Here is a 23,471-nt window from a genome sequence, read left to right as displayed (position 1 = left end):
GACCCCACCCAAATCCTCCCCCGCCAGGGGGAGGTGGCATGCGAAGCATGACGGAGGGGGCGGACACGGCGCGCTCGCTTCGGCTCCCCCCCAAACAAGAAAAAGGCCGGAAGCGCACCCGCGCTCCCGGCCCCATCCGCAAACCCCGACACCGCCGGGGGCCCTACCTCACACCGTCAGATCGAACCGATCGGCGTTCATCACCTTCACCCACGCCTTCACGAACTGATCGACGAACATCCCACCGGCATCGTCGCACGCATAGACCTCGGCCAGCGCACGCAGCTGCGAGTTCGAGCCGAACACCAGGTCGGTGCGCGATGCGGTCCACTTGGGCTCGCCGGTCGCGCGGTCGGTTCCCAGATATTCCTGGTCGCTCTCCTCGCTGATCTGCTTCCACGCGGTGCCCATGTCGAGCAGGTTGACGAAGAAGTCGTTGGTCAGCTGCCCCGGACGATGCGTGAACACCCCATGCTTCTCGGCCTTGGGATGGTTGGCACCCATCACGCGAAGCCCGCCCACCAGCACCGCCATTTCGGGCGCGCTGAGATACAGCAGCTGCGCGCGGTCGATCATCAGCTCCTCGGTCGGCACGTTGAACTCGACCTGCAGATAGTTGCGGAAGCCATCGGCCTTGGGCTCGAGCACGTCGAAGCTCTCAGCGTCGGTCATTTCCTCGGTCGCGTCGGTGCGGCCTGGGAGGAACGGCACCTCGATTTCGTGACCCGCGGCTTCCGCCGCCTGCTCGACCCCCACCGAACCGCCGAGCACGATCAGGTCGGCGATCGACACCTTCTTGCCGCCGCTAGCCTTGCCATCGAAATCGGCCTTGATGCGCTCATACACGCCCAGCACGCGGTGGAGCTGCTCGGGCTCGTTGACCTCCCAGTCCTTCTGCGGTGCAAGGCGAATGCGCGCGCCATTGGCGCCGCCGCGATGGTCGGACCAGCGATAGGTCGATGCCGATGCCCAGGCGGTGGTCACCAGCTCGCGCACCGTCAGCTCCGATGCCTTGATCGCTTCCTTGAGCGCGCCGATGTCGGCGTCCTCGATCTGCGCATAATCGGCCTTGGGGATCGGGTCCTGCCAGATCAGGTCTTCGGCGGGCACTTCGGGGCCGATGTAGCGCGCTTTGGGGCCCATGTCGCGATGGCACAGCTTGAACCATGCGCGCGCCCACGCATCGGCGAAATAGGCCGGATCGGCGCGGAACTTCTCCATGATCGCGCGGTACGAAGGATCGACCTTCAGCGCCATGTCGGCCGAGGTCATCATCGTCGGCACGCGCTTGCCCGGGGTATGCGCGGCAGGTGCCAGCGTCTCTTCGGGGTTGCCGATCGGCTGGAACTGGTTCGCGCCCGCGGGGCTCTTCACCAGCTCATATTCGTGATCGAGCAGCATGTCGAAATACGACATGTCCCAGGTGATCGGCGTCGGCGTCCACGCGCCCTCTAGCCCCGAGGTGATCGTGTCGTCGCCCACGCCGGTGCCGTGGGTCGAGGTCCAGCCGAGCCCCTGCGATGCGATGTCCGAACCCTCGGGCTCGCGGCCGACCAGCTTGGGGTCGCCGGCGCCATGCGCCTTGCCGAAGGTATGGCCACCCGCGGTGAGCGCAGCGGTTTCCTCGTCGTTCATCCCCATCCGCGCGAAGGTCTCGCGCATGTCGCGCGCCGAGCCCATCGGATTGGGGCAGCCGCCGGGGCCTTCGGGATTGACGTAGATGAGGCCCATCTGGATCGCCGCGAGCGGGTTCTCGAGCACGACCTCCTTTTCCTCGTCGATCCGCGTGTCGCCGAGCCACTCTTCCTCGGTGCCCCAATAGATATCCTGCTCGGGCTCATAGACGTCGCCGCGGCCGCCGCCGAAGCCGAAGGTCGGACCGCCCATCGATTCGATCGCGACATTGCCTGTCAGGATGAACAGGTCGGCCCAGCTGAGCTTGGCGCCATACTTCTGCTTGATCGGCCACAACAGGCGACGCGCCTTGTCGAGATTGCCGTTGTCGGGCCACGAGTTCAGCGGCGCGAAACGCTGCTGCCCCGACGACGAACCGCCGCGCCCGTCGCCGGTGCGATAGGTGCCCGCGGCGTGCCATGCCATGCGGATGAAGAACGGGCCGTAATGGCCGTAATCGGCAGGCCACCAGGGCTTGCTGTCGGTCATCAGCGCGGTCAAGTCAGCCTTCAGCGCGGCATAGTCGATCGTCTTGAAGGCTTCGGCATAGTTGAAATCGTCGCCCATCGGATTGCCCGTCAGGCCGTTCTGGTGGAGGATTTCCAGGCTGATCGCCTCGGGCCACCAGTCGCGGCTCGTGCGGCCGAGCAGCTTGCGCTTGGCTGCGGGTTCCTTCTTGGGATCGTTGAGCGGGCTGCCAGATGTGATCGAGTCCATTGCGGCTCTCCTTGCGGGTAAATTCTGCCCGCAATCTATGCCAATCTGCTGATCGGACAAAGTGATTAAACTTCGTCAACACGAGCGGTAAAACCGATTAATCGCGGCGACGGCGATCGCGCCCGGCCCGTTGCATCGCACCGCGCTTTGCGCTAAGCGCGCCAGCTTCCAACGCTAGCGATGGATGTTGCGGGAGGCGGCCCTTGGCCGTCGCACGAACCGCTAAACTTGCACCGGCGCGCATTCGTGGCCGGCAACAGAGTGAGTATCATGGCAAAGAAGATTACCGGCTACATCAAGCTGCAGGTTCCTGCAGGCAAGGCGAACCCCTCGCCGCCGATCGGCCCCGCATTGGGCCAGCGCGGCGTGAACATCATGGAGTTCTGCAAGGCGTTCAACGCATCGACCGGCGACCAGGAGGTCGGCACCCCGCTGCCCACCGTCATCACCGTCTATGCCGATCGCTCGTTCAGCTTCGAGACCAAGACCCCGCCCGCCACGTATCTGATCAAGAAGGCCGCCGGCCTGAAGTCGGGTTCGAAGGAGCCGGGCAAGGTTTCGGCCGGATCGATCAAGCGCTCGCAGCTTTCGGAAATCGCGACCGCGAAGATGAAGGATCTGAACGCCAACGACATCGACGCCGCAACGAAGATCATCGAAGGCTCCGCACGCGCGATGGGCCTCCAGGTAGTGGAGGGCTGATCCGATGGCCAATCTGAGCAAGAAGCAGAAGGCACTCACGATCGATCGTGAGAAGCTGCACCCGATCGACGAAGCGATCGCGCTGGCCCGCAGCAACGCGACCTCGAAGTTCGACGAGACGATCGAAGTCGCGATGAACCTCGGCGTCGACCCGCGTCATGCGGACCAGATGGTCCGCGGCGTAGTCACCCTCCCCAAGGGCACGGGCAAGACCGTTCGCGTCGGCGTGTTCGCCAAGGGCGCGAAGGCCGACGAAGCACGTGAAGCAGGTGCCGATGTCGTGGGCGCCGAAGACCTGATGGAGATCATCCAGGGCGGCAAGATCGATTTCGACCGCTGCATCGCCACGCCCGACATGATGGGCGTCGTGGGCCGGCTCGGCAAGATCCTGGGGCCCAAGGGCATGATGCCCAACCCCAAGCTCGGCACCGTGACGATGAACGTCGCCGAAGCGGTCAAGGCAGCCAAGGGCGGCCAGGTCGAATATCGCGTCGAAAAGGCCGGTATCATCCATTCGGGCATCGGCAAGGCGTCGTTCCCGCAGGAAGATCTGCGCGCCAACTTCGACGCGCTGGTCGACGCGGTGGTCAAGGCAAAGCCGACCGGTGCCAAGGGCAAATATGTCCGCAAGATCGCGGTCAGCTCGTCGATGGGCCCGGGGATCAAGGTCGACGTCGCCGAAGTCGGCGTCTGATCCTTCGGATCATCACGGCATAGAAAAGGGCCGGGAGAGCGATCTCCCGGCCCTTTTTCGTTGCCGCGATGACGGCGGCGATCAGTCGGGCGGAGTCAGGATTGCGTAAGGCGCTCCAACGACTTCGTTCGCTGCGACGGCAACCGGCACTTCCTCGACCGACTCGACAACTTCTGCGATCGCATGCGGATCGGGCGCATTGATCTCGGCCTCGTACAGCGCCGGCATCCATTTGCGCGTGACCGTCACGATGTCGCCCATCTTGGTCGCGTCGAACAGCAGCGCCGCGAATTCATCGGGGACGCCGACACAGCCATGCGTCGCGGCGTTGGCTTCGACCTCACTACCGTGGATCGCCACCCCGCCCCAGGTCAGCCGCTGCATGTACGGCATCGGTGCGTTGTACAGATTGGAGATGTGGTGGCGCTTCTTCTGCAGGATCGGGAAGGTGCCGGTCGGTGTCGGCTTGTGATCGGCACCATAGAGGATGAACGCGCGCCCGATCTCCACCCCGCCGCGATAGACGTACAGCTTCTGCGCGGTCAGATCGATCACGATCCGCGTCGGGCCCGCGGCGACGCCATCAGCGTTCCAGGCATATTCTCCCGGCACCAAAGGCGCTTCGAGTGCGAGGACGCTGCGAACCTCGGGGGTACGCGCCTGCGCAACTTGCGGCGCAAGCGTTGCGGCCAAGATCAGCGCGCCCCATCGTAGCGAACGGGTCTTTCGCGGGATGTTGCCGTTAACCATCGATGTCGCTTTCTGTGTCTTGCCGTTGCTTTAGTGTATTGGTTTTTCGCCTGGGTTTTGCCAGTGGTTGTTTTGCGCTGTACCGATGTTGGACGGATCGGCGCGCTTGCAATGCGATAAGGTTAACGCCGGGCCCAGCCGCCCGCCACCGTTGACTTTCCTCAGCTTCCCGCTATCAGCGCCCCCTTGCCGGAACGGACTCGTCCGTGTCGGCATCCGTCCGAGACAGCAGGTGGCCAGGGATTTGCCCGGCCTTAATGTCCTGCCAAGACGGGGAATGCATTTTCGCCGGATACTTCCGCCAGGGAGGTTCGGGTCATGCGCGGGGCCACCCGCCGCTTGACGATCATGCCCCTCGGACGAGGGAGCCGGGCAGTCGCCCGACTTCCGACGTAACCGGGCCTTCGCAGTGAAGGCCTTTTTTGAGGAGACCGGCATGGATCGTTCGCAAAAGACCGACGCCGTCGCCGCGCTGAACAGCACCTTCAACGAAGTTGCCGTGGTGGTCGTCACCCGCAACCTCGGGATGACCGTCGCCCAGTCGACGCTACTCCGCACGAAGATGCGCGAAGCCGGTGCCAGCTACAAGGTCAGCAAGAACAGCCTTGCTCGCATCGCCCTTGCGGGCACCGAGTATGAAGGTCTGTCGGACCTGCTGACCGGCCCCGTAGCCCTTGCCACCTCGACCGATCCCGTGGCTGCGGCCAAGGTGGTCGCCGAGTTCGCCAAGACGAACGACAAGATCGAAATCGTCGGCGGCGCAATGGGCAGCCAGATGCTCGACGTCGAGGGCGTGAAGGCGCTCGCGACGCTGCCGTCGCTGGACGAACTTCGTGGCAAGCTTGTGGGGCTCATCGTGGCACCTGCAACCAAGATCGCGACGATCGCTCAGGCACCGGCCGCACAGATCGCGCGCGTGCTTTCGGCATATGCGGAGAAGGAAGCCGCCTGAAACGGCGCTTCCCCAAGGCTTATTTACTGACCCGAACCCTTTGAATATTGGAGTATTACCATGGCTGACCTGAACAAGCTCGTCGACGACCTGAGCGCCCTGACCGTCCTGGAAGCCGCTGAGCTTTCGAAGATGCTCGAAGAGAAGTGGGGCGTTTCGGCTGCTGCCGCAGTTGCAGCACCTGCCGCTGGCGGCGGCGCTGCCGCTCCTGCTGCCGAAGAGCAGACCGAATTCGACGTGATCCTCACCGGCGACGGTGGCAAGAAGATCAACGTGATTAAGGAAGTCCGCGCGATCACCGCACTCGGCCTGACCGAAGCAAAGGCGCTGGTCGAGTCGGCTCCCAAGGCCGTCAAGGAAGGCGTGTCGAAGGACGAAGCCGCCAAGATCAAGGCCCAGCTGGAAGCAGCCGGCGCGACCGTCGAAGTCAAGTAATCGGTTTTGCCACCCGGCAACGGGCGGCGATACGATTGAAGGAGGGCGGCCCCATCGGGGTCGCCCTTTTTCGTGTGGGGCGGAGGTGGGTGGCGCGAACCGTTCTAAACCGAATTCTTGTTCACAACGCCGAAAAACAAGCGCGGCGCCACCCGCTGGGCCAATTTCAGAACCTTCGCCAGACCCACCACGACTTCGGGATCGCCCGCGTCCAGCCCTTTCATCGCCGCAGCGACGAAGGCCGGCAGCGGCATCGCCTTCGGTGGCGTGCGTGCCAGCCCGCGATGCAACGCGGTATCGACGACAGGTGGAAGTATCTCGACGACTTTCACCGAAGTGTCGGCCAGTTGATACCGCAACGACATCGTGAACGAATGCACCGCAGCCTTGGTGGCCGAATAGACGGGAGCCATGGCCAACGGGACATAGGCGAGACCGGACCCTATGTGGACCAGACGCGCCGACGGCTGGCGGCGCAGGAGCGGCAAAAACGCCGCGCTGACATGGATGAGCCCCTTCAGATTGGTGTCGATCTCGCGCGAAATGGTGGCGATATCGGGCGGCGTTTCCCCGGCGAAGTCGAGCACCTGCTGGATACCGGCGTTGTTTATCAGCAGGTTCAGGCCGGGAAGACGATCGGCGACGCAGGCTACCAGCGCCTCGACCGATGCCGGTTGGGAAACATCGACGTCGGCCACCATCATGCCGGGACAGCGCAAAGCGACGGCATCGAGCGAGGCGCGATTGCGCCCAGCGATCATGACGGTCGCACCGCGTGCATGAAAGGCCTCCGCCAGCCCCATGCCGATACCCGAGCCACCCCCGGTGACCAGAACGCATTCCTTGCTCATCGCTGCCTCTTTCCTGAATTTGCCATCCCACCTGCCATGCCACACACTGCGAAGCCCCACCTTTTTTGTAACAGAACGTATCCGCCACCGCTTCGGCTTTGCTCCGCCGCGCCAGGCACGATAAGGCTTGCGGCGAACGGTTCGGCGCGGCGTTCGGTGTCGAAGAACGAGTGAGAGTATCCCTGCCCATGCGCAATGTTGGCCTAACTGCCCTGCTCCTGACCTCGCTCGCTACCCCGGCGGTTGCGCAGGCCCAGGCTTCTGCGCCGCGCGCGCCCGCAATGCCCGCCGCCCCGCCCGCGCGGATCATCCCGCCGGCGATGCAGACCACACCGCTGCCGCCATCGATCCCGGTGCCGATGGTGCAGCCGGTTGCGCCGCTCCCGGTGCTTACCCCGGTCCAGGCAACCCAGCTGGCAGCGTTGCTGGAGCAGGATGGCGCGGTGCAGGGACTGCGGTCGGTAGATGCTGCGGTTTCGATCCCGCAGGCGAACGACGCGCTGGTACGCGCCGCGCTCGATCACGCGCATGCGGTACATGCCGGACGGCTCGATACCGCCGATTTCCAGGAAGATTGGGCGCTGCGTCCCGCCGCCTACGACCCCCGCCCCGCCTTTGCCAAGGCAGTCGCCGAGGATCGCATCGCGCAATGGTTCGCCGCGCTGCCGCCACCCTGGGCAGGCTATGATGGCTTGCGCGCGGGGCTAACGCGCTATCGCGGCATCGTGACCGCAGGCGGTTGGCAGGCGATCCCCGCCGGCGCCGATCTGTCGATGGGATCGAAGGGTGCGCGTGTCGCCGCGTTACGCAAGCGCTTGGCGATCGAGGATCCGGAGGTTGTCGCGACCGGCGACAGCTTCGACGCCACGTTGAAGGCGGCAGTACAGCGCGCGCAGCGCCGCTACGGGCTGAATCCCACCGGAACCGTCTCGACCCAGACGATGGGTGCGCTCAACGTGCCCGCGCGCGACCGGGTGCGCCAGATCATGGCGAATATGGAGCGCTGGCGCTGGCTGCCGCACGAACTCCCCAAAAACCGGATCCAGGTGAACATCGCCGCCGCGGTGCTGACGGTGTTCGAAGGCGACAGCCCGGTGATGTCGATGAAGGCGGTTACCGGCAAGCCCGGCGGAGGCGAGACGCCGATGCTGCAATCGACGATCCATTCGGTGGTGCTCAATCCGCCGTGGAACGTGCCGTCGAGCATCGCCAATCGCGAGCTGTTCCCCAAAGGCGATGGCTATCTGAAGGCCAACAACTTCCGCATCATCGGCGAAGGCCCCAACCGCCGCCTGCAACAGGCATCGGGCGACACCAGCGCGCTCGGTCGCTTCAAATTCGATTTCGACAACCCGTTCGCGGTGTATCTGCACGATACCCCGGCACAGGCCGGCTTCTCGCGCTTCGACCGGCTGGCGAGCCATGGCTGCATCCGCCTGGAAAAGCCCGCCGAGCTCGCCAAATTGCTGCTGCGCGACGTTCCCGAATGGAGCGAAGCGGCGATCGACGAGCAGGTGACCACCACCACCAAGACCGTCCGCGCGCGGCTCAACACCCCGGTGCAGGTGTATCTGCTCTATTGGACCGCGTTTGCGAGCGCGAACGGGCAGATGAGCTTCCGCGCCGATCCGTATAAATGGGACGCGGTACTCGCCGACAAGATCGAACGCCGTTCGGCCGCGCAGGTCGCGAGCCGGTGAAGAGGATTAGCATGATGAAGAAGACCGCATTGCTCGGGCTTATGGCGCTCGCCGCCTGTTCGGCCGAACCCGAAACCGGCCCGCCGCCAAGTGAAGCAGTGACTGACGAGGCACCCGCCTATGTCGAGCCCGAGCCGCTCCCCGAACCCGCGCCGCTGCCCGAGCCCAGCCCCGAGCCGACTCCCACCGAGGAGCCCGAGCCGATCGCACCCGACGAGCAGATGCTCGACGACGCCGAAGCGACGGGGATGACCTCGCGGGTGGATCGTTCGGAAGACGGGACGACGCAGGAGGAAGTGCCGGTTCGGGAGTAGGTTGGGGGTTGCGCCTTAGCTCCCTCCTCTAATCGTCACCCCAGCGAAAGCTGGGGTCTCCCGCGGCAATCGCGCGCTTCGTAACAGAAAGACCCCAGCTTTCGCTGGGGTGACGCAATTTAGGGGGGGCGTCGCCTTCTTCCCCCCTCCCTGAAAGGGAGGGGTCGGGGGTGGGTCGAGGCCTGGCGATACCGTCGCCGCGGGCGCTACGCCGCTGTACCATGACCACTCGACCCACCCCCAGCCCCTCCCTTTCAGGGAGGGGAGTCAGAGCCCCGCCAAATCGATCGCCCCATGCCGATCGAGCGTCCGCGACTTATCCGGCATCGGATATTTCAGCCCCGTCGCGCAGTTGAACAACACGACCTGCTCGTCGCGCCCGATCTCGCCATCGGCCAAGGCACGTTCATACGCCGCCAGCGTCGCGCCGCCCTCGGGGCACAGCAGCAGCCCGTCCTTCGCCGCCTCCTCGACCGCCGCGACGATCGCAGGATCGCCCACCGCCAGCGCCTTGCCGCCGCTTTCGCGCACCGCGTCGAGGATCAGGAAATCGCCTACTGCCTTGGGCACGCGGATCCCTGCCGCAAGCGTGTGCGCGTCCTCCCAGCGTTCGGCGTGGCGCTCGCCCGCCTCGAACGCGCGGACGATCGGTGCGCAGCCCGATGCCTGGATCGCATACATGCGCGGGCGGCGCGAGCCGATGAAGCCGATCGCCTCGAGCTCGTCGAACGCCTTCCACATGCCGATCAAGCCGGTACCGCCACCAGTGGGGTAGAAGATCGCATCGGGCAGCTCCCACCCGAATTGTTCGGCCAGCTCGAGCCCCATCGTCTTCTTGCCCTCGATCCGATACGGCTCCTTGAGCGTCGAGAGGTCGAACCACCCATTGGCCTTGGCCCCCTCCCCGACGATCTTGCCGCAATCGTCGATCAGCCCGTTGACGCGATAGACCCGTCCGCCCTGCGCCGCGATCTCGCGCACGTTGATCTCGGGCGTGTCGTCGGGGCAGAAAATAATGCTCTCGATCCCCGCGCGCGTCGCATACGCTGCCGCCGCGGCCCCGGCATTGCCGTTGGTCGGCATCGCGATCGTCTCGACGCCCAGCGCCTTGGCCATGCTGATCGCCATCACCAGCCCGCGCGCCTTGAACGATCCGGTCGGCAGCCGCCCTTCGTCCTTCACGATCGGCGCGCGCGCGGCCAGGCGCTCGCCGGTACGGTCGAGCGTGACCAGCGGGGTTTCGTTCTCGCCCAGGCTGACGATGTTCGCGGTATCGCGTACCGGCAGCAATTCGCGCCAGCGCCACAGGTCGCGCGGCCGCTGGGCTAGCGCTTCCTTGGTGAGCGCAGCACGCACCGCGGGCAGGTCGTAGCGGACGAGCAAGGGCCGGCCGGCGGCGGACAGGCCGTGGAGGCGATCGGCTTCGTAGCGTTCGCCGGTCAGGCCGCATTCGAGGTGGGAGACGAAGGTAGGGCGCTCGGTGACGAGGTTGGCGTTGCTTTGCATGCGCGGTGGATGCGGCGAGCCGCCGCGGGCGTCAAGCTCGCCCCGCCCCTCAAGCTGCGGGGCGTGGCAGCCGATACGCGCGCGCCGCCAATCCTTCGACCACGCGCGGGCCGCGATCGACGAACACCGGCGCCAACTTGCCGCTCGACGGGTGCGGGCGGCCGATCATGTACGCCGCCGAGGTGCGCCCCGCGACGCCGCTCTGCGTGCGATAGCGCGCGTCGAGCAGCAACATCGGCGCGAAGAAGCGGCGACCTGCTGCCTCGACCAGATGGAGCTGGTCGAACGGTACGCCCATCGCCGCGCGCAGCTCGCGATGCTCGCCGGGACGCAGCGCGAAGATATTGTGACGCGAAGGGTCGGCGGGTTCGGCGAGATAGTCGAGCAGCTGGCGGTCCTGCTGCGGGTTGGCCGACACCAGCCATGCCGACACCAGCAGATCGCCGACCACGACGTCCGAGGGGTTGATGACCGCGAAGGTATATTCGACGAACCCCGTATCCTCGGTGCATCCCGCGCGGATCGGCTGCAGCTCGAGCCCGAGCATCGGCGCCGGCGCGGCGGGTGATCGGAACGCGGTGATGAACCCGGCATCGGCAGCGGGCGGTGGCGGGGCGGCCGCGCGCGGTCGGTTCTGGAACGCCTTGAGCGTGCCATCGGGCGCCAATACCGGGCGGGGGGCTGCGGGGCGCGCGGGCACGGTCAGGAACTGCGTGTCGCTGCCGCGTGGGGCTGCAGCCGCCAGCGCTTCGGCCATTTCGGGTTCCGCAACCGGGGTAGCCGCCCGCCGCATCGGCGGCGTCGGCGCCAGCACCGGCGGTGCGAGGTCGACCGCCGGCTCGGCAAAATCCGCCGCCGTGGCTGCGTCGCGGCGGCGCCACGCCAGCAGCGCCGCCGCCGTTACCAAAGCAAGCCCGCCCGCGAGCATCCACCACGTCCAATCGGCTTCGTCAGGCTGCGCCGCGGGCGCCGCGGTGATTTCGGGCGATGGCGCCGGTAGCGGCTGCACCGGCGTCGCCGCGGTGGGCGACAGCTCGATCGGCGTGCCGGTCGGCTGCGTGGCGGGTGCACGCGCCGCGGGTGCAGGCGCGGGTGTGGGGACGATCGCGGGGGTCGCACGCAGCGTCGGCCGTGCGCGCGGCGTCGGCTCGGGGGCTGGCGTCGGGACGACGATCAGCGGCGGGGCAACACGCGTTGGCGTTGGCGCCGGTGCGGGTGGCGGGGTCTCGCTGCTTTCGCCGGGGGGCAGCGAATAGCGGATCGGCGGGGTAATCCGCTCGGGTGGCGCATCCTGCGCCGACGCGGGCGCGCCCAGCACCAGCGCCGTCGCAAGGGCTAAGATCGAAGCGGCAAAGGCACGCACCGGGGCCTGCCCGGGAGACGAGGGTAAACGAACCATGCAGTCGCCTATCGCGCGCGGCGGCTTCCCGCTAGTCCGAACATCGCCATCGGGAACCGAAAGCCTTGCCCGCGGTTTGACACGCCCCCGTTGGTGACCTATATCCGCCACTCACCCCGATGACCGGGAAATGAAGTGCCGTCGCGCAGCGCTTCGTACGGATAGGTCGGCAGGGGTTTGCAACGACGCCGAAAGCTGCGGCTCCCCCTATGGAGCGCGCGGCTTTTTGCGTCTTCGCATGCGCGCCGCCCTCCCAGGCGGCCGACATCGAAGTTTCTTGAGCTGAGAGGCGAACAGCACCCATGGCAACCCAGGCATCAGACGGCGGCGCGGCATCGCAGCGCATCGAGCGCAGCACCGTGAAGCGGCGCATCCGCAAGGTCTTCGGCGACAACCACGAAGTGGTGCAGATGCCGAACCTGATCGAAGTGCAGCGCGAAAGCTATGAGCAGTTCCTGCGTAGCGATCCGTCGATCGGTTATGTTTCGGGCCTCGAAAAGACGCTGCGCTCGGTCTTCCCGATCCGCGATTTCGCCGGCACCGCCGAGCTCGATTTCGTCAATTACGAGCTCGAGCCGCCGAAGTTCGATACCGAGGAATGCCGCCAGCGCGGGATCACCTATGCCGCGCCGATGCGCGTCACGCTTCGCCTGATCGTGTTCGAGGTCGATGCCGATACCGAGGCGCGCAGCGTGCTCGATATCAAGGAGCAGGACGTCTATATGGGCGACATGCCGCTGATGACGGGGAACGGCACGTTCATCGTCAACGGCACCGAGCGCGTGATCGTCAGCCAGATGCACCGCAGTCCGGGCGTCCTGTTCGACCATGATCGCGGCAAGACCCACGCATCGGGCAAGTATCTGTTCGCCGCGCGCGTCATTCCGTACCGCGGTTCGTGGCTCGATTTCGAATTCGACGCCAAGGACATCGTCAACGTCCGCATCGATCGCAAGCGCAAGCTGCCGGTGACGACGCTGCTGTATGCGCTCGGCATGAACAGCGAGGAAATCCTCAACCACTTCTACAACCGCGTCACCTATGTGCGCGGCGAAGGCGGCTGGCAGATCCCGTTCGCCGCCGAGAATTGGCGTGGGCAAAAGCCGATGTTCGACATCGTCGATGCCAAGTCGGGCGAGATCATGTTCCCCGCCGGCCAGAAGATCAGCCCACGCGCCGCAAACAAGGCAGCCAAGGACGGCCTGACCGACCTGCTGATCCCGACCGAGGAAATCTTCGGCCGCTATTCGGCCTATGATCTCATCAACGAGACTACGGGCGAGATCTATGTGGAGGCGGGCGACGAGATCGACGCCGAGAATCTCGAACTGCTTGACAAGGCCGGCATCGACACCGTCGAACTGCTCGACATCGATCATGTCTCGACCGGTCCGTGGATCCGCAACACGCTCAAGGTCGATAAGGCCGAGGAGCGCGAGCAGGCGCTGTCGGACATTTATCGCGTGATGCGTCCTGGCGAGCCGCCGACGCTCGAGACCGCGGAGTCGCTGTTCAGCGGCCTGTTCTTTGATCCCGATCGCTACGACCTGTCGGCAGTCGGCCGCGTCAAGCTCAACATGCGCCTCGACCTCGATGTCGAGGACACGGTGACGACGCTGCGTACCGACGACATTCTCGAGGTCGTCAAGACGCTCGTGAACCTGAAGGACGGCAAGGGCGAAGTCGACGACATCGACAATCTCGGCAACCGCCGCGTGCGTTCGGTGGGCGAATTGCTCGAGAACCAGTATCGCGTCGGCCTGCTCCGCATGGAGCGCGCGGTGAAGGAGCGGATGTCGTCGGTCGATGTCTCGACCGTGATGCCCAACGACCTGATCAACGCCAAGCCCGCGGTTGCCGCGGTGCGCGAATTCTTCGGCTCGTCGCAGCTGTCGCAGTTCATGGATCAGACCAATCCGCTGTCCGAAGTCACCCACAAGCGCCGCGTGTCGGCACTTGGACCGGGTGGTCTGACGCGCGAGCGCGCAGGCTTCGAAGTCCGCGACGTTCACCCGACGCATTATGGCCGTATCTGCCCGATCGAGACGCCCGAAGGCCCGAACATCGGCCTGATCAACTCACTGGCCACCTTCAGCCGCGTGAACAAATACGGCTTCATCGAGACGCCGTACCGCAAGATCGTCGACGGCAAGGTGACCAACGACGTCGTCTATCTCTCGGCGATGGAAGAGCAGAAGCACACCGTTGCCCAGGCATCGGCGGCGCTGCACCCCGACAACAGCTTCTCCGAGGAGCTGGTTTCGGCGCGGCAGGCGGGCGAATTCCTGATGGCGTTGCCTGACCAGGTGACGCTGATGGACGTCAGCCCAAAGCAGCTCGTGTCGGTCGCGGCATCGCTCATTCCGTTCCTGGAAAACGATGACGCCAACCGCGCGCTGATGGGCTCGAACATGCAGCGCCAGGCTGTTCCGCTGGTCCAGGCCGAGGCACCGTTCGTCGGCACCGGCATGGAACAGACCGTGGCACGCGATTCGGGTGCGGCGATCTCGGCCAAGCGCGCGGGCGTCGTCGACCAGGTCGATGCGACCCGTATCGTCATCCGCGCGACCGGCGAGGTCGAGGCGACTGCCAGCGGCGTCGACATCTACACGCTGATGAAGTTCCAGCGATCGAACCAGAACACTTGCATCAACCAGCGTCCGCTGGTGCAGGTCGGCGATATCGTGAAGGCTGGCGACGTGCTGGCCGATGGCCCGTCGACCGAGTTCGGCGAGCTGGCGCTTGGGCGTAACAGCCTGGTCGCGTTCATGCCGTGGAATGGCTATAATTATGAGGATTCGATCCTCATCAGCGAACGCATCGTGAAGGACGACGTCTTCACCTCGATCCATATCGAGGAATTCGAAGTCATGGCGCGCGATACCAAGCTGGGGCCAGAGGACATCACGCGCGACATCCCGAACGTCGGCGAGGAAGCGCTTCGCAACCTCGACGAAGCGGGCATCGTGTACATTGGTGCCGAGGTCGAGCCTGGCGACATTCTGGCGGGCAAGATCACCCCCAAGGGTGAATCGCCGATGACGCCGGAAGAGAAGCTGCTCCGCGCGATCTTCGGTGAAAAGGCGTCGGACGTTCGCGATACCTCGCTTCGCCTGCCGCCGGGCGTTGCTGGCACCGTTGTCGAGGTCCGGGTGTTCAACCGCCACGGCATCGACAAGGACGAGCGTGCGATGGCGATCGAGCGCGAAGAGATCGAGCGCCTGAAGAAGGACTCGGACGACGAGCGCGGCATCCTCAACCGTGCGACCTGGTCGCGCCTGAAGGAAATGCTGCTCGGCCAGACCGCGACCGCAGCGCCCAAGGGCGTCAAGAAGGGCGTCGTGATCGACGACGCGCTGCTCGACAGCGTCGAGCGGCACGAATGGTGGAAGTTCGGCGTGGCCGACGATGGCGTCCAGTCGAACCTGGAAGCCGTCAAGGTCCAGTATGACGAAGCCGCCAAGAAGATCACCGACAAGTTCCACGATCGGCGCGACAAGCTCGAGCGTGGCGACGAGCTGCCGCCGGGCGTGCTCAAGATGGTCAAGGTGTTCGTCGCGGTGAAGCGCAAGCTGCAGCCGGGCGACAAGATGGCAGGCCGCCACGGCAATAAGGGTGTGATTTCGCGCATCCTGCCGCAGGAGGACATGCCGTTCCTCGAGGACGGTACCCCGGTCGATCTGGTGCTCAACCCGCTGGGCGTGCCGTCGCGCATGAACGTCGGGCAGATCTTCGAGACGCATCTGGGCTGGGCCGCGCGCGGTCTTGGTCGTCAGATCACCCAGGCGCTCGAGGAATGGCGCGAGGCCAATCCCAACCCCGAGCCGGGCGCGATGCCCGACGCGGTCAAGGATCGCCTCAAGACGGTCTATGGCGAGAAGTATCACGCCGAGATCGACGAGCGGAACGGCGACCAGATCATCGAACTGGCGCAGCACCTGAAGAACGGCGTGCCGATGGCGACGCCGGTGTTCGATGGCGCGCGCGAGGCCGATGTCGCGGCGATGCTCGAACTGGCGGGTCTCGACCCATCGGGTCAGGTGACGCTGTTCGACGGTCGCACCGGCGATGCGTTCGATCGCAAGGTGACGGTGGGCTATATCTACATGCTCAAGCTGCATCACCTTGTGGACGACAAGATCCACGCACGTTCGATCGGGCCGTACTCGTTGGTCACCCAGCAGCCGCTGGGCGGTAAGGCGCAGTTCGGCGGCCAGCGCTTCGGTGAGATGGAGGTGTGGGCGCTACAGGCGTACGGCGCCGCCTACACGCTGCAGGAAATGCTGACGGTGAAGTCGGACGATGTGGTCGGCCGTACCAAGGTCTACGAGGCGATCGTCAAGGGTGACGACACGTTCGAGGCGGGCATCCCCGAGAGCTTCAACGTGCTCGTCAAGGAAATGCGCTCGCTGGGCCTGAACGTCGAATTGAAGACGATGGAACTCGGCTACGATTCGGACGGCGTGCAGATCGCGGCGGAATAATTCGCACTTCCCCCCTCCCGCTTGCGGGAGGGGTCGGGGGTGGGCCTTTCTTGAAAGGCTCCACCCATGGAAATGCCCACCCCTAGCCCCTCCCGCAAGCGGGAGGGGGATGAGGTATCAGACATGAACGAACTGACCAATTTCGCCAATCCGGTCGCCAAGGCCGAAACCTTCGACCAGATCCAGATCGGCCTCGCCTCGCCCGACCGCATTCGCAGCTGGTCGTTCGGTGAGATCAAGAAGCCCGAGACGATCAACTATCGCACGTTCAAGCCCGAGCGTGACGGCCTGTTCTGCGCGCGCATCTTCGGTCCGATCAAGGATTACGAGTGCCTGTGCGGCAAGTACAAGCGCATGAAGTATAAGGGCATCGTCTGCGAAAAGTGCGGCGTCGAGGTTACCGTCTCGAAGGTCCGCCGCGAGCGGATGGGCCATATCGAGCTGGCCGCGCCGGTCGCGCACATCTGGTTCCTGAAGTCGCTGCCGTCGCGCATCGGCCTGCTGCTCGACATGCAGCTCAAGCAGCTCGAGCGCGTGCTGTATTTCGAGAGCTATATCGTGATTGAGCCGGGCATCACCGGCCTCGAGCGCTATCAGTTGCTCACCGAAGACGAGCTGCTCGACGCGCAGGATCAATATGGCGAGGACGCATTCTCCGCCGGGATCGGTGCCGAGGCGGTGAAGCAGATGCTCATCGACCTCGACCTTGAGGGCGAAAAGCGCGACCTGCTCGAAGAGCTGGCGGTCACTAAGTCCGAGCTGAAGCCAAAGAAGATCATCAAGCGGCTGAAGGTCGTCGAAAGCTTCATCGATTCGGGCAATCGTCCCGAGTGGATGATCCTCGACGTCGTTCCGGTCATCCCGCCCGAGCTTCGCCCGCTGGTGCCGCTCGACGGTGGCCGCTTCGCGACGTCAGATCTCAACGATCTGTATCGCCGCGTCATCAACCGCAACAACCGCCTGAAGCGCCTCATGGAGCTGCGTGCGCCGGACATCATCGTACGCAACGAGAAGCGCATGCTCCAGGAGGCCGTCGACGCCCTGTTCGACAATGGTCGCCGCGGTCGCACGATCACGGGCGCCAACAAGCGTCCGCTGAAGTCACTCTCGGACATGCTCAAGGGCAAGCAGGGCCGCTTCCGTCAGAACCTGCTCGGCAAGCGCGTCGACTATTCGGGTCGTTCGGTCATCGTGACCGGGCCGGAACTCAAGCTGCACCAATGCGGCCTCCCGAAGAAGATGGCGCTCGAGCTGTTCAAGCCGTTCATCTACGCGCGCCTCGACGCCAAGGGCCTGAGCATGACGCTCAAGCAGGCGAAGAAGTGGGTCGAGAAGGAGCGCAAGGAAGTCTGGGACATCCTCGACGAGGTGATCCGCGAGCATCCCGTGATGCTGAACCGCGCGCCCACGCTTCACCGTCTGGGCATCCAGGCGTTCGAGCCGGTATTGATCGAGGGGAAGGCGATCCAGCTTCACCCGCTGGTCTGCTCGGCCTTCAACGCCGATTTCGACGGCGATCAGATGGCCGTCCACGTCCCGCTGTCGCTCGAAGCGCAGTTGGAAGCACGCGTGCTGATGATGTCGACCAACAACATCCTGTCGCCCGCCAACGGCAAGCCGATCATCGTGCCGTCGCAGGACATGGTCTTGGGTCTCTATTACATCTCGATGATGAAGGAGAACGAGCCCGGCGAAGGCATGCTGCTGGGCGACATGAGCGAGGTGCATCAGGCGCTGAACGCGGGTGCGGTCACGCTGCACACCAAGATCATCAGCCGCATCCTGCAGACCGACGAGAAGGGCGAGACGTATCTCAAGCGTTTCGAGACGACGCCGGGCCGCATGCTGCTGGGCGAATGCCTGCCGCAGAGCCACAAGGTGCCGTTCGACATCGTCAACCGCCTGCTGACCAAGAAGGACGTCGGCGACGTGATCGACGAGGTCTATCGTCACACCGGCCAGAAGGAGACGGTGCTGTTCGCCGACGCGATCATGTCGCTCGGCTTCCGCAACGCCTTCAAGGCGGGCATCAGCTTCGGCAAGGACGACATGATCATCCCCGACGCCAAGGTAGGGCTGGTCGACGAGACCCGCGGCCTGGTGAAGGACTTCGAGCAGCAATATCAGGACGGCCTGATCACGCAGCAGGAGAAGTACAACAAGGTGATCGACGCCTGGAGCCGTTGCGGTGATCAGGTGGCGACCGCGATGATGGACGAGATCAAGGCGGTCAAATACTACGAAGACGGCCCGATGAAGGGCCGCGAGAAGCCGATCAACTCGATCTACATGATGGCGCATTCGGGTGCGCGTGGTTCGCAGGCGCAGATCAAGCAGCTTGCCGGCATGCGCGGGCTGATGGCCAAGCCGTCAGGCGAGATCATCGAAACGCCGATCATCTCGAACTTCAAGGAAGGCCTGACCGTCCTTGAGTATTTCAACTCCACCCACGGCGCGCGTAAGGGCCTCGCGGACACGGCGTTGAAGACCGCGAACTCGGGCTACCTCACCCGCCGTCTGGTCGATGTGTCGCAGGATTGCGTCATCATGGAGCTCGATTGCGGTACCGAGCGGGCGCTCGAAATGCGCGCGATCGTGCAAGGCGGTTCGACCATCGCGTCGCTCGGCGAGCGTATCCTTGGCCGTACCACGGCAGAGGACGTCGTCGATCCCAAGACCAACGCGGTCGTCATCCCTTCGGGCACGTTGCTCGACGAGCCGATGATCACGCAGATCGAAGCGATCGGCATCCTTGGCATGAAGATTCGCAGCCCGCTGGTGTGCGAGGCCAAGATCGGCGTGTGCGGCAAATGCTATGGCCGCGATCTTGCCCGTGGTACCCCGGTGAACATCGGTGAAGCTGTCGGCGTCATCGCCGCGCAGTCGATCGGTGAGCCGGGTACCCAGCTGACGATGCGTACCTTCCACATCGGTGGCGCAGCGCAGCTCAACGAGCAGTCGAACCTGGAAGCCACTTCCGACGGCAAGATGGAATATCGCGACCTTCGCATCATCGTCGATCAGCGCGGCCGCCGCGTCGTGCTGAGCCGTTCGGGCGAGCTGGCGATCATCGACATGGATGGCCGCGAGCTGGCGGTGCATCGCATCCCTTATGGTGCGTATGTGCTGTTCGACGACGGGCATATCGTGTCGCAGGGCGACCGGATGGCCGAGTGGGACCCGTTCACCATGCCGGTGATCACCGAGAACCCCGGTACGGTGAAATATGTCGATCTGATCGACGGCAAGACGCTGACCGAACAGGCCGACGAAGCCACCGGCATCACCCAGGCGGTCGTCACCGAATATCGCGGCAAGGCCAAGGAGGATCTTCGTCCTCGCTTGACCCTGCTCGACGACAATTCGGGCGAGGCGGGTCGCTACATGCTGGCATCGGGTGCCACGCTGTCGGTGCAGGACGGGGCGCAGGTCTCGGGCGGCGACGTTCTCGCTCGTGTCAGCCGCGAAGCTGCCAAGACGCGCGACATCACCGGTGGTCTGCCGCGCGTTGCCGAGCTGTTCGAAGCGCGCAAGCCCAAGGAAAATGCGATCATCGCCAAGGTCTCGGGCCGCGTGGTGTTCGGCAAGGACTATAAGGCCAAGCGCAAGATCGGCATCCAGCCCGAGGATGGCGGCGAGGTCGTCGAGTATCTGGTGCCGAAGTCCAAGGTCATCGACGTGCAGGAAGGCGATTACGTCAAGCGCGGCGACAATCTGATCGGCGGCTCGCCCGATCCGCACGATATTCTCGAAGTGCTCGGCATCGAGCCTCTGGCGGAATATCTCGTGTCGGAAATCCAGGAGGTCTATCGTCTCCAGGGCGTGAAGATCAACGACAAGCACATCGAGGTGATCGTTCGCCAGATGCTGCAGAAGGTCGAGATCACCGACGGCGGCGACACCACCCTGCTCGCGGGCGAACAGCTCGACCGCGACGAGATGGACGAAGCCAATGCCAAGCTCGACAAGAACCAGACCCCGGCACAGGGCAAGCCGATCCTGCTCGGGATCACCAAGGCGTCGCTGCAAACCCGCAGCTTCATCTCGGCGGCTTCGTTCCAGGAGACGACGCGCGTCCTCACCGAGGCTTCGGTGCAGGGCAAGATCGACAACCTCAACGGGTTGAAGGAAAACGTGATCGTCGGCCGGCTTATCCCGGCGGGTACCGGCGCGGGCATGAATCGCCTGCGCGTGGCGGCTTCGTCGCGCGACGCAGCCCTCCGCGTCCAGCAGCGCAAGCTGCAGGAAGTGCTGATCGCGCCCAATTCGGCGGCTGAAGAACGTGCCGCCGAAAAGGCACGCAATGCCCGCGACGAAGCCGGCACCGGCGACGATCCGCTCGGCAAGGTCGTGACCAGCGGCACCGGCACCGATGCCGATGCCGGCGAGTATCTGAACGACTGATCGGCACTGCCGATTTGAGGATGCGAAACCGCCGTCCGGGCAACCGGGCGGCGGTTTTGTTTTGGGGGGCGCGGGCGGCGGTGCCGGGCGCGCTACATCGTGACGATGCGGGTGCCCAAACGCTCGGCTTCGGTGCGGTCGTGGGTGACGAGCAGGATCGGTAGCTTGAGCCGGTCGCGGACATCCTCGATCACCCGTGCGATCTCCTCACGGCGGGCGTGGTCGAGGAACGACAGCGGCTCGTCGAGCAGCAGGAAGCGCGGGGCCGACAGCAACGCCCGCCCGATCGCGACACGGCGCGCCTCGCCGCCCGACAGCGTTGCGGGCCAGCGGCGCAGCAGGCGTTCGATGTCGAGGAACGCGACGACGGTGTCGAAGTCGATCCAGCGGTCGGCGGGGGCGGCCAGCCGTTCGCCATAGCGCAGATTGGCGGCGACGCGCAGGTGGGGGAACAGCCGTGCGTCCTGGAACACATAGCCCGCCCGCCGCCGATGCGCCGGCTCGTCGATCCGCGCGCTGTCGTCGTACAGCGTTTCGCCGCCGACCCGGACATGGCCGGTATCGGGGCGAAGCAGCCCCGCGACCATGTCGAGCACGCTGCTCTTGCCGACGCCCGAGGGGCCGAACAGCACCGTCACCCCCTCGCCACCCGCGACATTGCCCGCGACCAGCACATCGCCGCGCCGCTTCACGACCGAGATGTCAAAGGACATGCCCGCCCCTTCCCGACCGGCGCGCCAGCCATTCTGACAGGATCAGCGCGGCGAGTGACAGCACCACCGACACGACGGCGAGGCGCAGCACGATCGAGTCACCCCCGGGTATCTGCAGCGCCGAATAGATGGCGATCGGCAGCGTTCGTGTCTCGCCCGGAATGTTCGACACGAAGGTGATCGTCGCGCCGAACTCGCCCAGCGCACGCGCGAAGCCCAACACCGCGCCTGCCAGAATGCCGGGTACCGCCAGCGGCAGTGTGACCGTGGCGAACACCCGGCCCCTGCCTGCCCCCAAGGTCGCCGCCGCCGCCTCCAGCCTGCGATCCACGCCCTCGATCGACAAGCGGATCGCACGCACCATCAGCGGCAGCGCCATCACCCCCGCCGCGATCGCGGCGCCGGTCCAGCGAAACAACACGCTCGCGCCGAACCAGCCCTGCAGCCAGCCACCGATCGGGCCGGTAGGCGCGAAGGCTAGCAGCAGCAGCCAGCCGGTGACGACCGGCGGCAGCACCAACGGCAGATGGACGATACCGTCGAGCAGCACCTTGCCCGGAAACCGCCCCCGCGCGAGCAGCCAGGCGAGCGCGAACGCCACCGGCATCGTCAGCGCGACCGCGGTGCCGCCGACCAGCAGCGACAGCCGAACGATCTCCCATTCCTCGCCCGACAACATCAGGGCGCGCTGAAGCCATGCGCGCGCAGGATCGCGCGGCCGGCGGGCGAAAGCAGGAAGCGGCGAAAGGCTTCGGCGGAGGGCTCGCGCGAGCGGGCAAGCCGAGCGATCGGATAGCGGATCGGCGGATGGCTGGCAGCGGGGAATACCCCGACGACGCGCACCGCCCTCGATGCGCGTGCGTCGGTGGCGTAGACGACCCCCAACGGCGCCGCGCCGCGCTCGACCAACGCCAGCGCCGCGCGAACATTCTCGGCGGCGGCGACGCGGGGAGCGATGGCTCGCCACGCTCCCATACGGGAGAGCGCGACCCGGGCGTAGCGGCCAGCGGGTACCGCCTGCGGATCGGCGATCGCGATGCGCCCATTGCCGAGCGCCGCAACGATCTGTGCCCCGGTGCGGACGGGGGGCAAGCGGCTGGCGGTCGGCGCGATCAGGGCAAGGCGATTGCCCGCCAGCGTCGCGCGGGTGCCGGGGGCGAGCAAGCCTGCCTCTTCGACCAAGTCCATCCAGCCTTCATCGGCGGAGACGAACAGGTCGGCGGGGGCACCGGCGGTGATCTGCCGCGCAAGCGCGGAGGAGGCGGCGAACGACAGCACCGGTCGCGGTTGGCCTTGCGCGGCGAAGCGATCGGCGGCGGCGCTGAGCGCCTCCTGTAAGCTGGCAGCGGCAAGGACGAGCGGACCGCGGGTTTGGGCGGATGCAGGCGCGGAGACAAGGATCAGCGCCAACAACGCGACGGCAGTTGGGCGCCACCGCCCCCACACCCGTTCGGGCTGAGCTTGTCGAAGCCCGGCCCGTACCAGCACCCAGCGGGGCAGCCGAAAGCGCGGGCCGCCCTTCGACAGGCTCAGGGCGAACGGGGGGCGTGGGTGCGCCCTTAGAGAGCCGGTATAAGACATCCCCAGCGGTCTATCGCGCACGCATCCGCCGCGATAGACCGCCCGCGATTTCTCAGCTGCGCCCGGTCATCTGCCCCATCGCGGTGCGCCCGAAATTGGCGATCAGCTCGCTGATCTCGCGCACCTGGCCGACCGATCGCGAGCCCTGGTCGCGGATATATTCGCTCTGGATGCGCATGATTTCGCTGACGTCGTTGGCGGCGGCGGCGGCGCGCATCGCCTTGAACGCCTCGGCGGTGTTGGTCTCGGCCTGGTCGAGCATCTTCATGCCCAGCTGCGATCCGGTATCGGCCATCGCCCCGCCCGCTGCCTGCAACTTCTCGGCCCCCGCGCGCATCTGATCGGTGGCCTGGTTGGCCGCGCCGGTGGCGGCATCGGCCGCATTGCGCGTCGCTTCGTTCGCTGCATCGGCAGCGTTCTTGCCGGTCTCGTTCGCCATCGCAAATCTCCTGCTAGTCGGCGGTTTCGTCGTCGAACCGCTCCCCCAATGGACGCGCAAATGGCGGCGAGGTTCCGCATGTCCAAAACCTTCTCCCGCTGGCGGGAGAAGGATACCGAAGCTTGCCAGCTTGCTGGCTAGCGGAGGTTGGATGAG

General features: G+C 65.5%; 17 protein-coding genes. 8 read left to right on the top strand and 9 right to left on the bottom strand.

Going from position 1 to position 23,471, the window contains the following annotated elements:
• Nucleotides 1-168 precede the first annotated feature (168 nt).
• Entirely contained in the window at nucleotides 169-2,391 is a 2,223-nt protein-coding gene (gene katG, locus NMP03_RS01085) for a catalase/peroxidase HPI (protein WP_256506722.1), read from the bottom strand.
• Between the two features lie 270 nt (nucleotides 2,392-2,661).
• Here katG and rplK point away from each other — a divergent pair, with 270 nt between their 5' ends.
• Nucleotides 2,662-3,093: a 50S ribosomal protein L11 gene (gene rplK, locus NMP03_RS01080; protein WP_256506721.1), complete on the top strand. Its 432-nt coding sequence runs from the start codon at nucleotides 2,662-2,664 to the stop codon at nucleotides 3,091-3,093.
• Between the two features lie 4 nt (nucleotides 3,094-3,097).
• On the top strand, nucleotides 3,098-3,787 hold the full coding sequence (rplA, locus tag NMP03_RS01075) for a 50S ribosomal protein L1 (RefSeq protein ID WP_256506720.1): 690 nt from the start codon (nucleotides 3,098-3,100) through the stop codon (nucleotides 3,785-3,787).
• Between the two features lie 81 nt (nucleotides 3,788-3,868).
• Here the strand turns inward: rplA and NMP03_RS01070 are convergent, their stop codons facing one another.
• Nucleotides 3,869-4,480 (bottom strand): L,D-transpeptidase family protein, encoded by a 612-nt coding sequence (locus tag NMP03_RS01070; RefSeq protein WP_256506718.1) that lies wholly within the window; start codon nucleotides 4,478-4,480, stop codon nucleotides 3,869-3,871.
• A gap of 493 nt (nucleotides 4,481-4,973) precedes the next feature.
• On the opposite strand from NMP03_RS01070, the gene rplJ reads away from it, so the two are divergent.
• Together rplJ and rplL are read left to right on the top strand one after the other, a co-directional pair.
• Entirely contained in the window at nucleotides 4,974-5,489 is a 516-nt protein-coding gene (gene rplJ / locus NMP03_RS01065) for a 50S ribosomal protein L10 (RefSeq protein WP_256506717.1), read from the top strand.
• 60 nt (nucleotides 5,490-5,549) lie between these two features.
• On the top strand, nucleotides 5,550-5,924 hold the full coding sequence (gene rplL, locus NMP03_RS01060; RefSeq protein WP_256506716.1) for a 50S ribosomal protein L7/L12: 375 nt from the start codon (nucleotides 5,550-5,552) through the stop codon (nucleotides 5,922-5,924).
• A gap of 104 nt (nucleotides 5,925-6,028) precedes the next feature.
• Here the strand turns inward: rplL and NMP03_RS01055 are convergent, their stop codons facing one another.
• On the bottom strand, nucleotides 6,029-6,775 hold the full coding sequence (locus NMP03_RS01055; protein ID WP_256506714.1) for an SDR family oxidoreductase: 747 nt from the start codon (nucleotides 6,773-6,775) through the stop codon (nucleotides 6,029-6,031).
• A gap of 281 nt (nucleotides 6,776-7,056) precedes the next feature.
• Between NMP03_RS01055 and NMP03_RS01050 the strand changes: the two genes are divergently transcribed.
• Together NMP03_RS01050 and NMP03_RS01045 are read left to right on the top strand one after the other, a co-directional pair.
• Nucleotides 7,057-8,475 carry a L,D-transpeptidase family protein gene (locus tag NMP03_RS01050; protein WP_256506713.1) on the top strand — a complete coding sequence of 473 codons (1,419 nt, stop codon included), beginning with the start codon at nucleotides 7,057-7,059 and terminating at the stop codon, nucleotides 8,473-8,475.
• An 11-nt stretch (nucleotides 8,476-8,486) separates the two neighbouring features.
• Nucleotides 8,487-8,789, top strand: a complete 303-nt coding sequence (locus NMP03_RS01045; protein WP_256506712.1) for a hypothetical protein — start codon at nucleotides 8,487-8,489, stop codon at nucleotides 8,787-8,789.
• 267 nt (nucleotides 8,790-9,056) lie between these two features.
• On the opposite strand, the gene NMP03_RS01040 is transcribed toward NMP03_RS01045, so the two are convergent.
• Complete coding sequence (locus NMP03_RS01040; RefSeq protein WP_256506711.1) at nucleotides 9,057-10,295, bottom strand: threonine synthase; 1,239 nt, start codon at nucleotides 10,293-10,295, stop codon at nucleotides 9,057-9,059.
• A gap of 49 nt (nucleotides 10,296-10,344) precedes the next feature.
• Entirely contained in the window at nucleotides 10,345-11,694 is a 1,350-nt protein-coding gene (locus tag NMP03_RS01035; protein WP_256506710.1) for a hypothetical protein, read from the bottom strand.
• Nucleotides 11,695-11,996: 302 nt separating this feature from the next.
• Here NMP03_RS01035 and rpoB point away from each other — a divergent pair, with 302 nt between their 5' ends.
• Both rpoB and rpoC read left to right on the top strand, forming a co-directional pair.
• The gene (gene rpoB, locus NMP03_RS01030) at nucleotides 11,997-16,178 is read left to right on the top strand and encodes a DNA-directed RNA polymerase subunit beta (protein ID WP_256506709.1); all 4,182 of its coding nucleotides are present in this window, start codon (nucleotides 11,997-11,999) and stop codon (nucleotides 16,176-16,178) included.
• Nucleotides 16,179-16,301: 123 nt separating this feature from the next.
• A complete protein-coding gene (gene rpoC / locus NMP03_RS01025; RefSeq protein WP_256506708.1) occupies nucleotides 16,302-20,582 on the top strand; it encodes a DNA-directed RNA polymerase subunit beta' in 4,281 nt (1,426 codons plus the stop codon).
• A 92-nt stretch (nucleotides 20,583-20,674) separates the two neighbouring features.
• Here rpoC and NMP03_RS01020 read toward each other — a convergent pair whose 3' ends face one another.
• The 4 genes from NMP03_RS01020 to NMP03_RS01005 form a co-directional block, all read right to left on the bottom strand.
• A complete protein-coding gene (locus NMP03_RS01020) occupies nucleotides 20,675-21,295 on the bottom strand; it encodes an ATP-binding cassette domain-containing protein (protein ID WP_256506707.1) in 621 nt (206 codons plus the stop codon).
• On the bottom strand, nucleotides 21,285-21,974 hold the full coding sequence (gene modB, locus NMP03_RS01015) for a molybdate ABC transporter permease subunit (protein WP_256506706.1): 690 nt from the start codon (nucleotides 21,972-21,974) through the stop codon (nucleotides 21,285-21,287). The genes NMP03_RS01020 and modB overlap by 11 nt, the downstream gene beginning before the upstream one ends.
• Nucleotides 21,974-22,705 carry a molybdate ABC transporter substrate-binding protein gene (modA, locus tag NMP03_RS01010; protein WP_256506705.1) on the bottom strand — a complete coding sequence of 244 codons (732 nt, stop codon included), beginning with the start codon at nucleotides 22,703-22,705 and terminating at the stop codon, nucleotides 21,974-21,976. Before modA ends, modB begins: the two co-directional genes overlap by 1 nt.
• A 223-nt stretch (nucleotides 22,706-22,928) precedes the next feature.
• Nucleotides 22,929-23,315, bottom strand: a complete 387-nt coding sequence (locus tag NMP03_RS01005; protein WP_256506704.1) for a phasin family protein — start codon at nucleotides 23,313-23,315, stop codon at nucleotides 22,929-22,931.
• Between the last annotated feature and the right edge of the window lie 156 nt (nucleotides 23,316-23,471).

Origin of the sequence: Sphingomonas qomolangmaensis, assembly GCF_024496245.1 — a bacterium.
GTDB classification, from domain to species: Bacteria; Pseudomonadota; Alphaproteobacteria; order Sphingomonadales; family Sphingomonadaceae; genus Sphingomonas; species Sphingomonas qomolangmaensis.
Note: the sequence above shows the minus strand (reverse complement) of the source record. Positions and strands in the feature narration are given on the sequence as shown.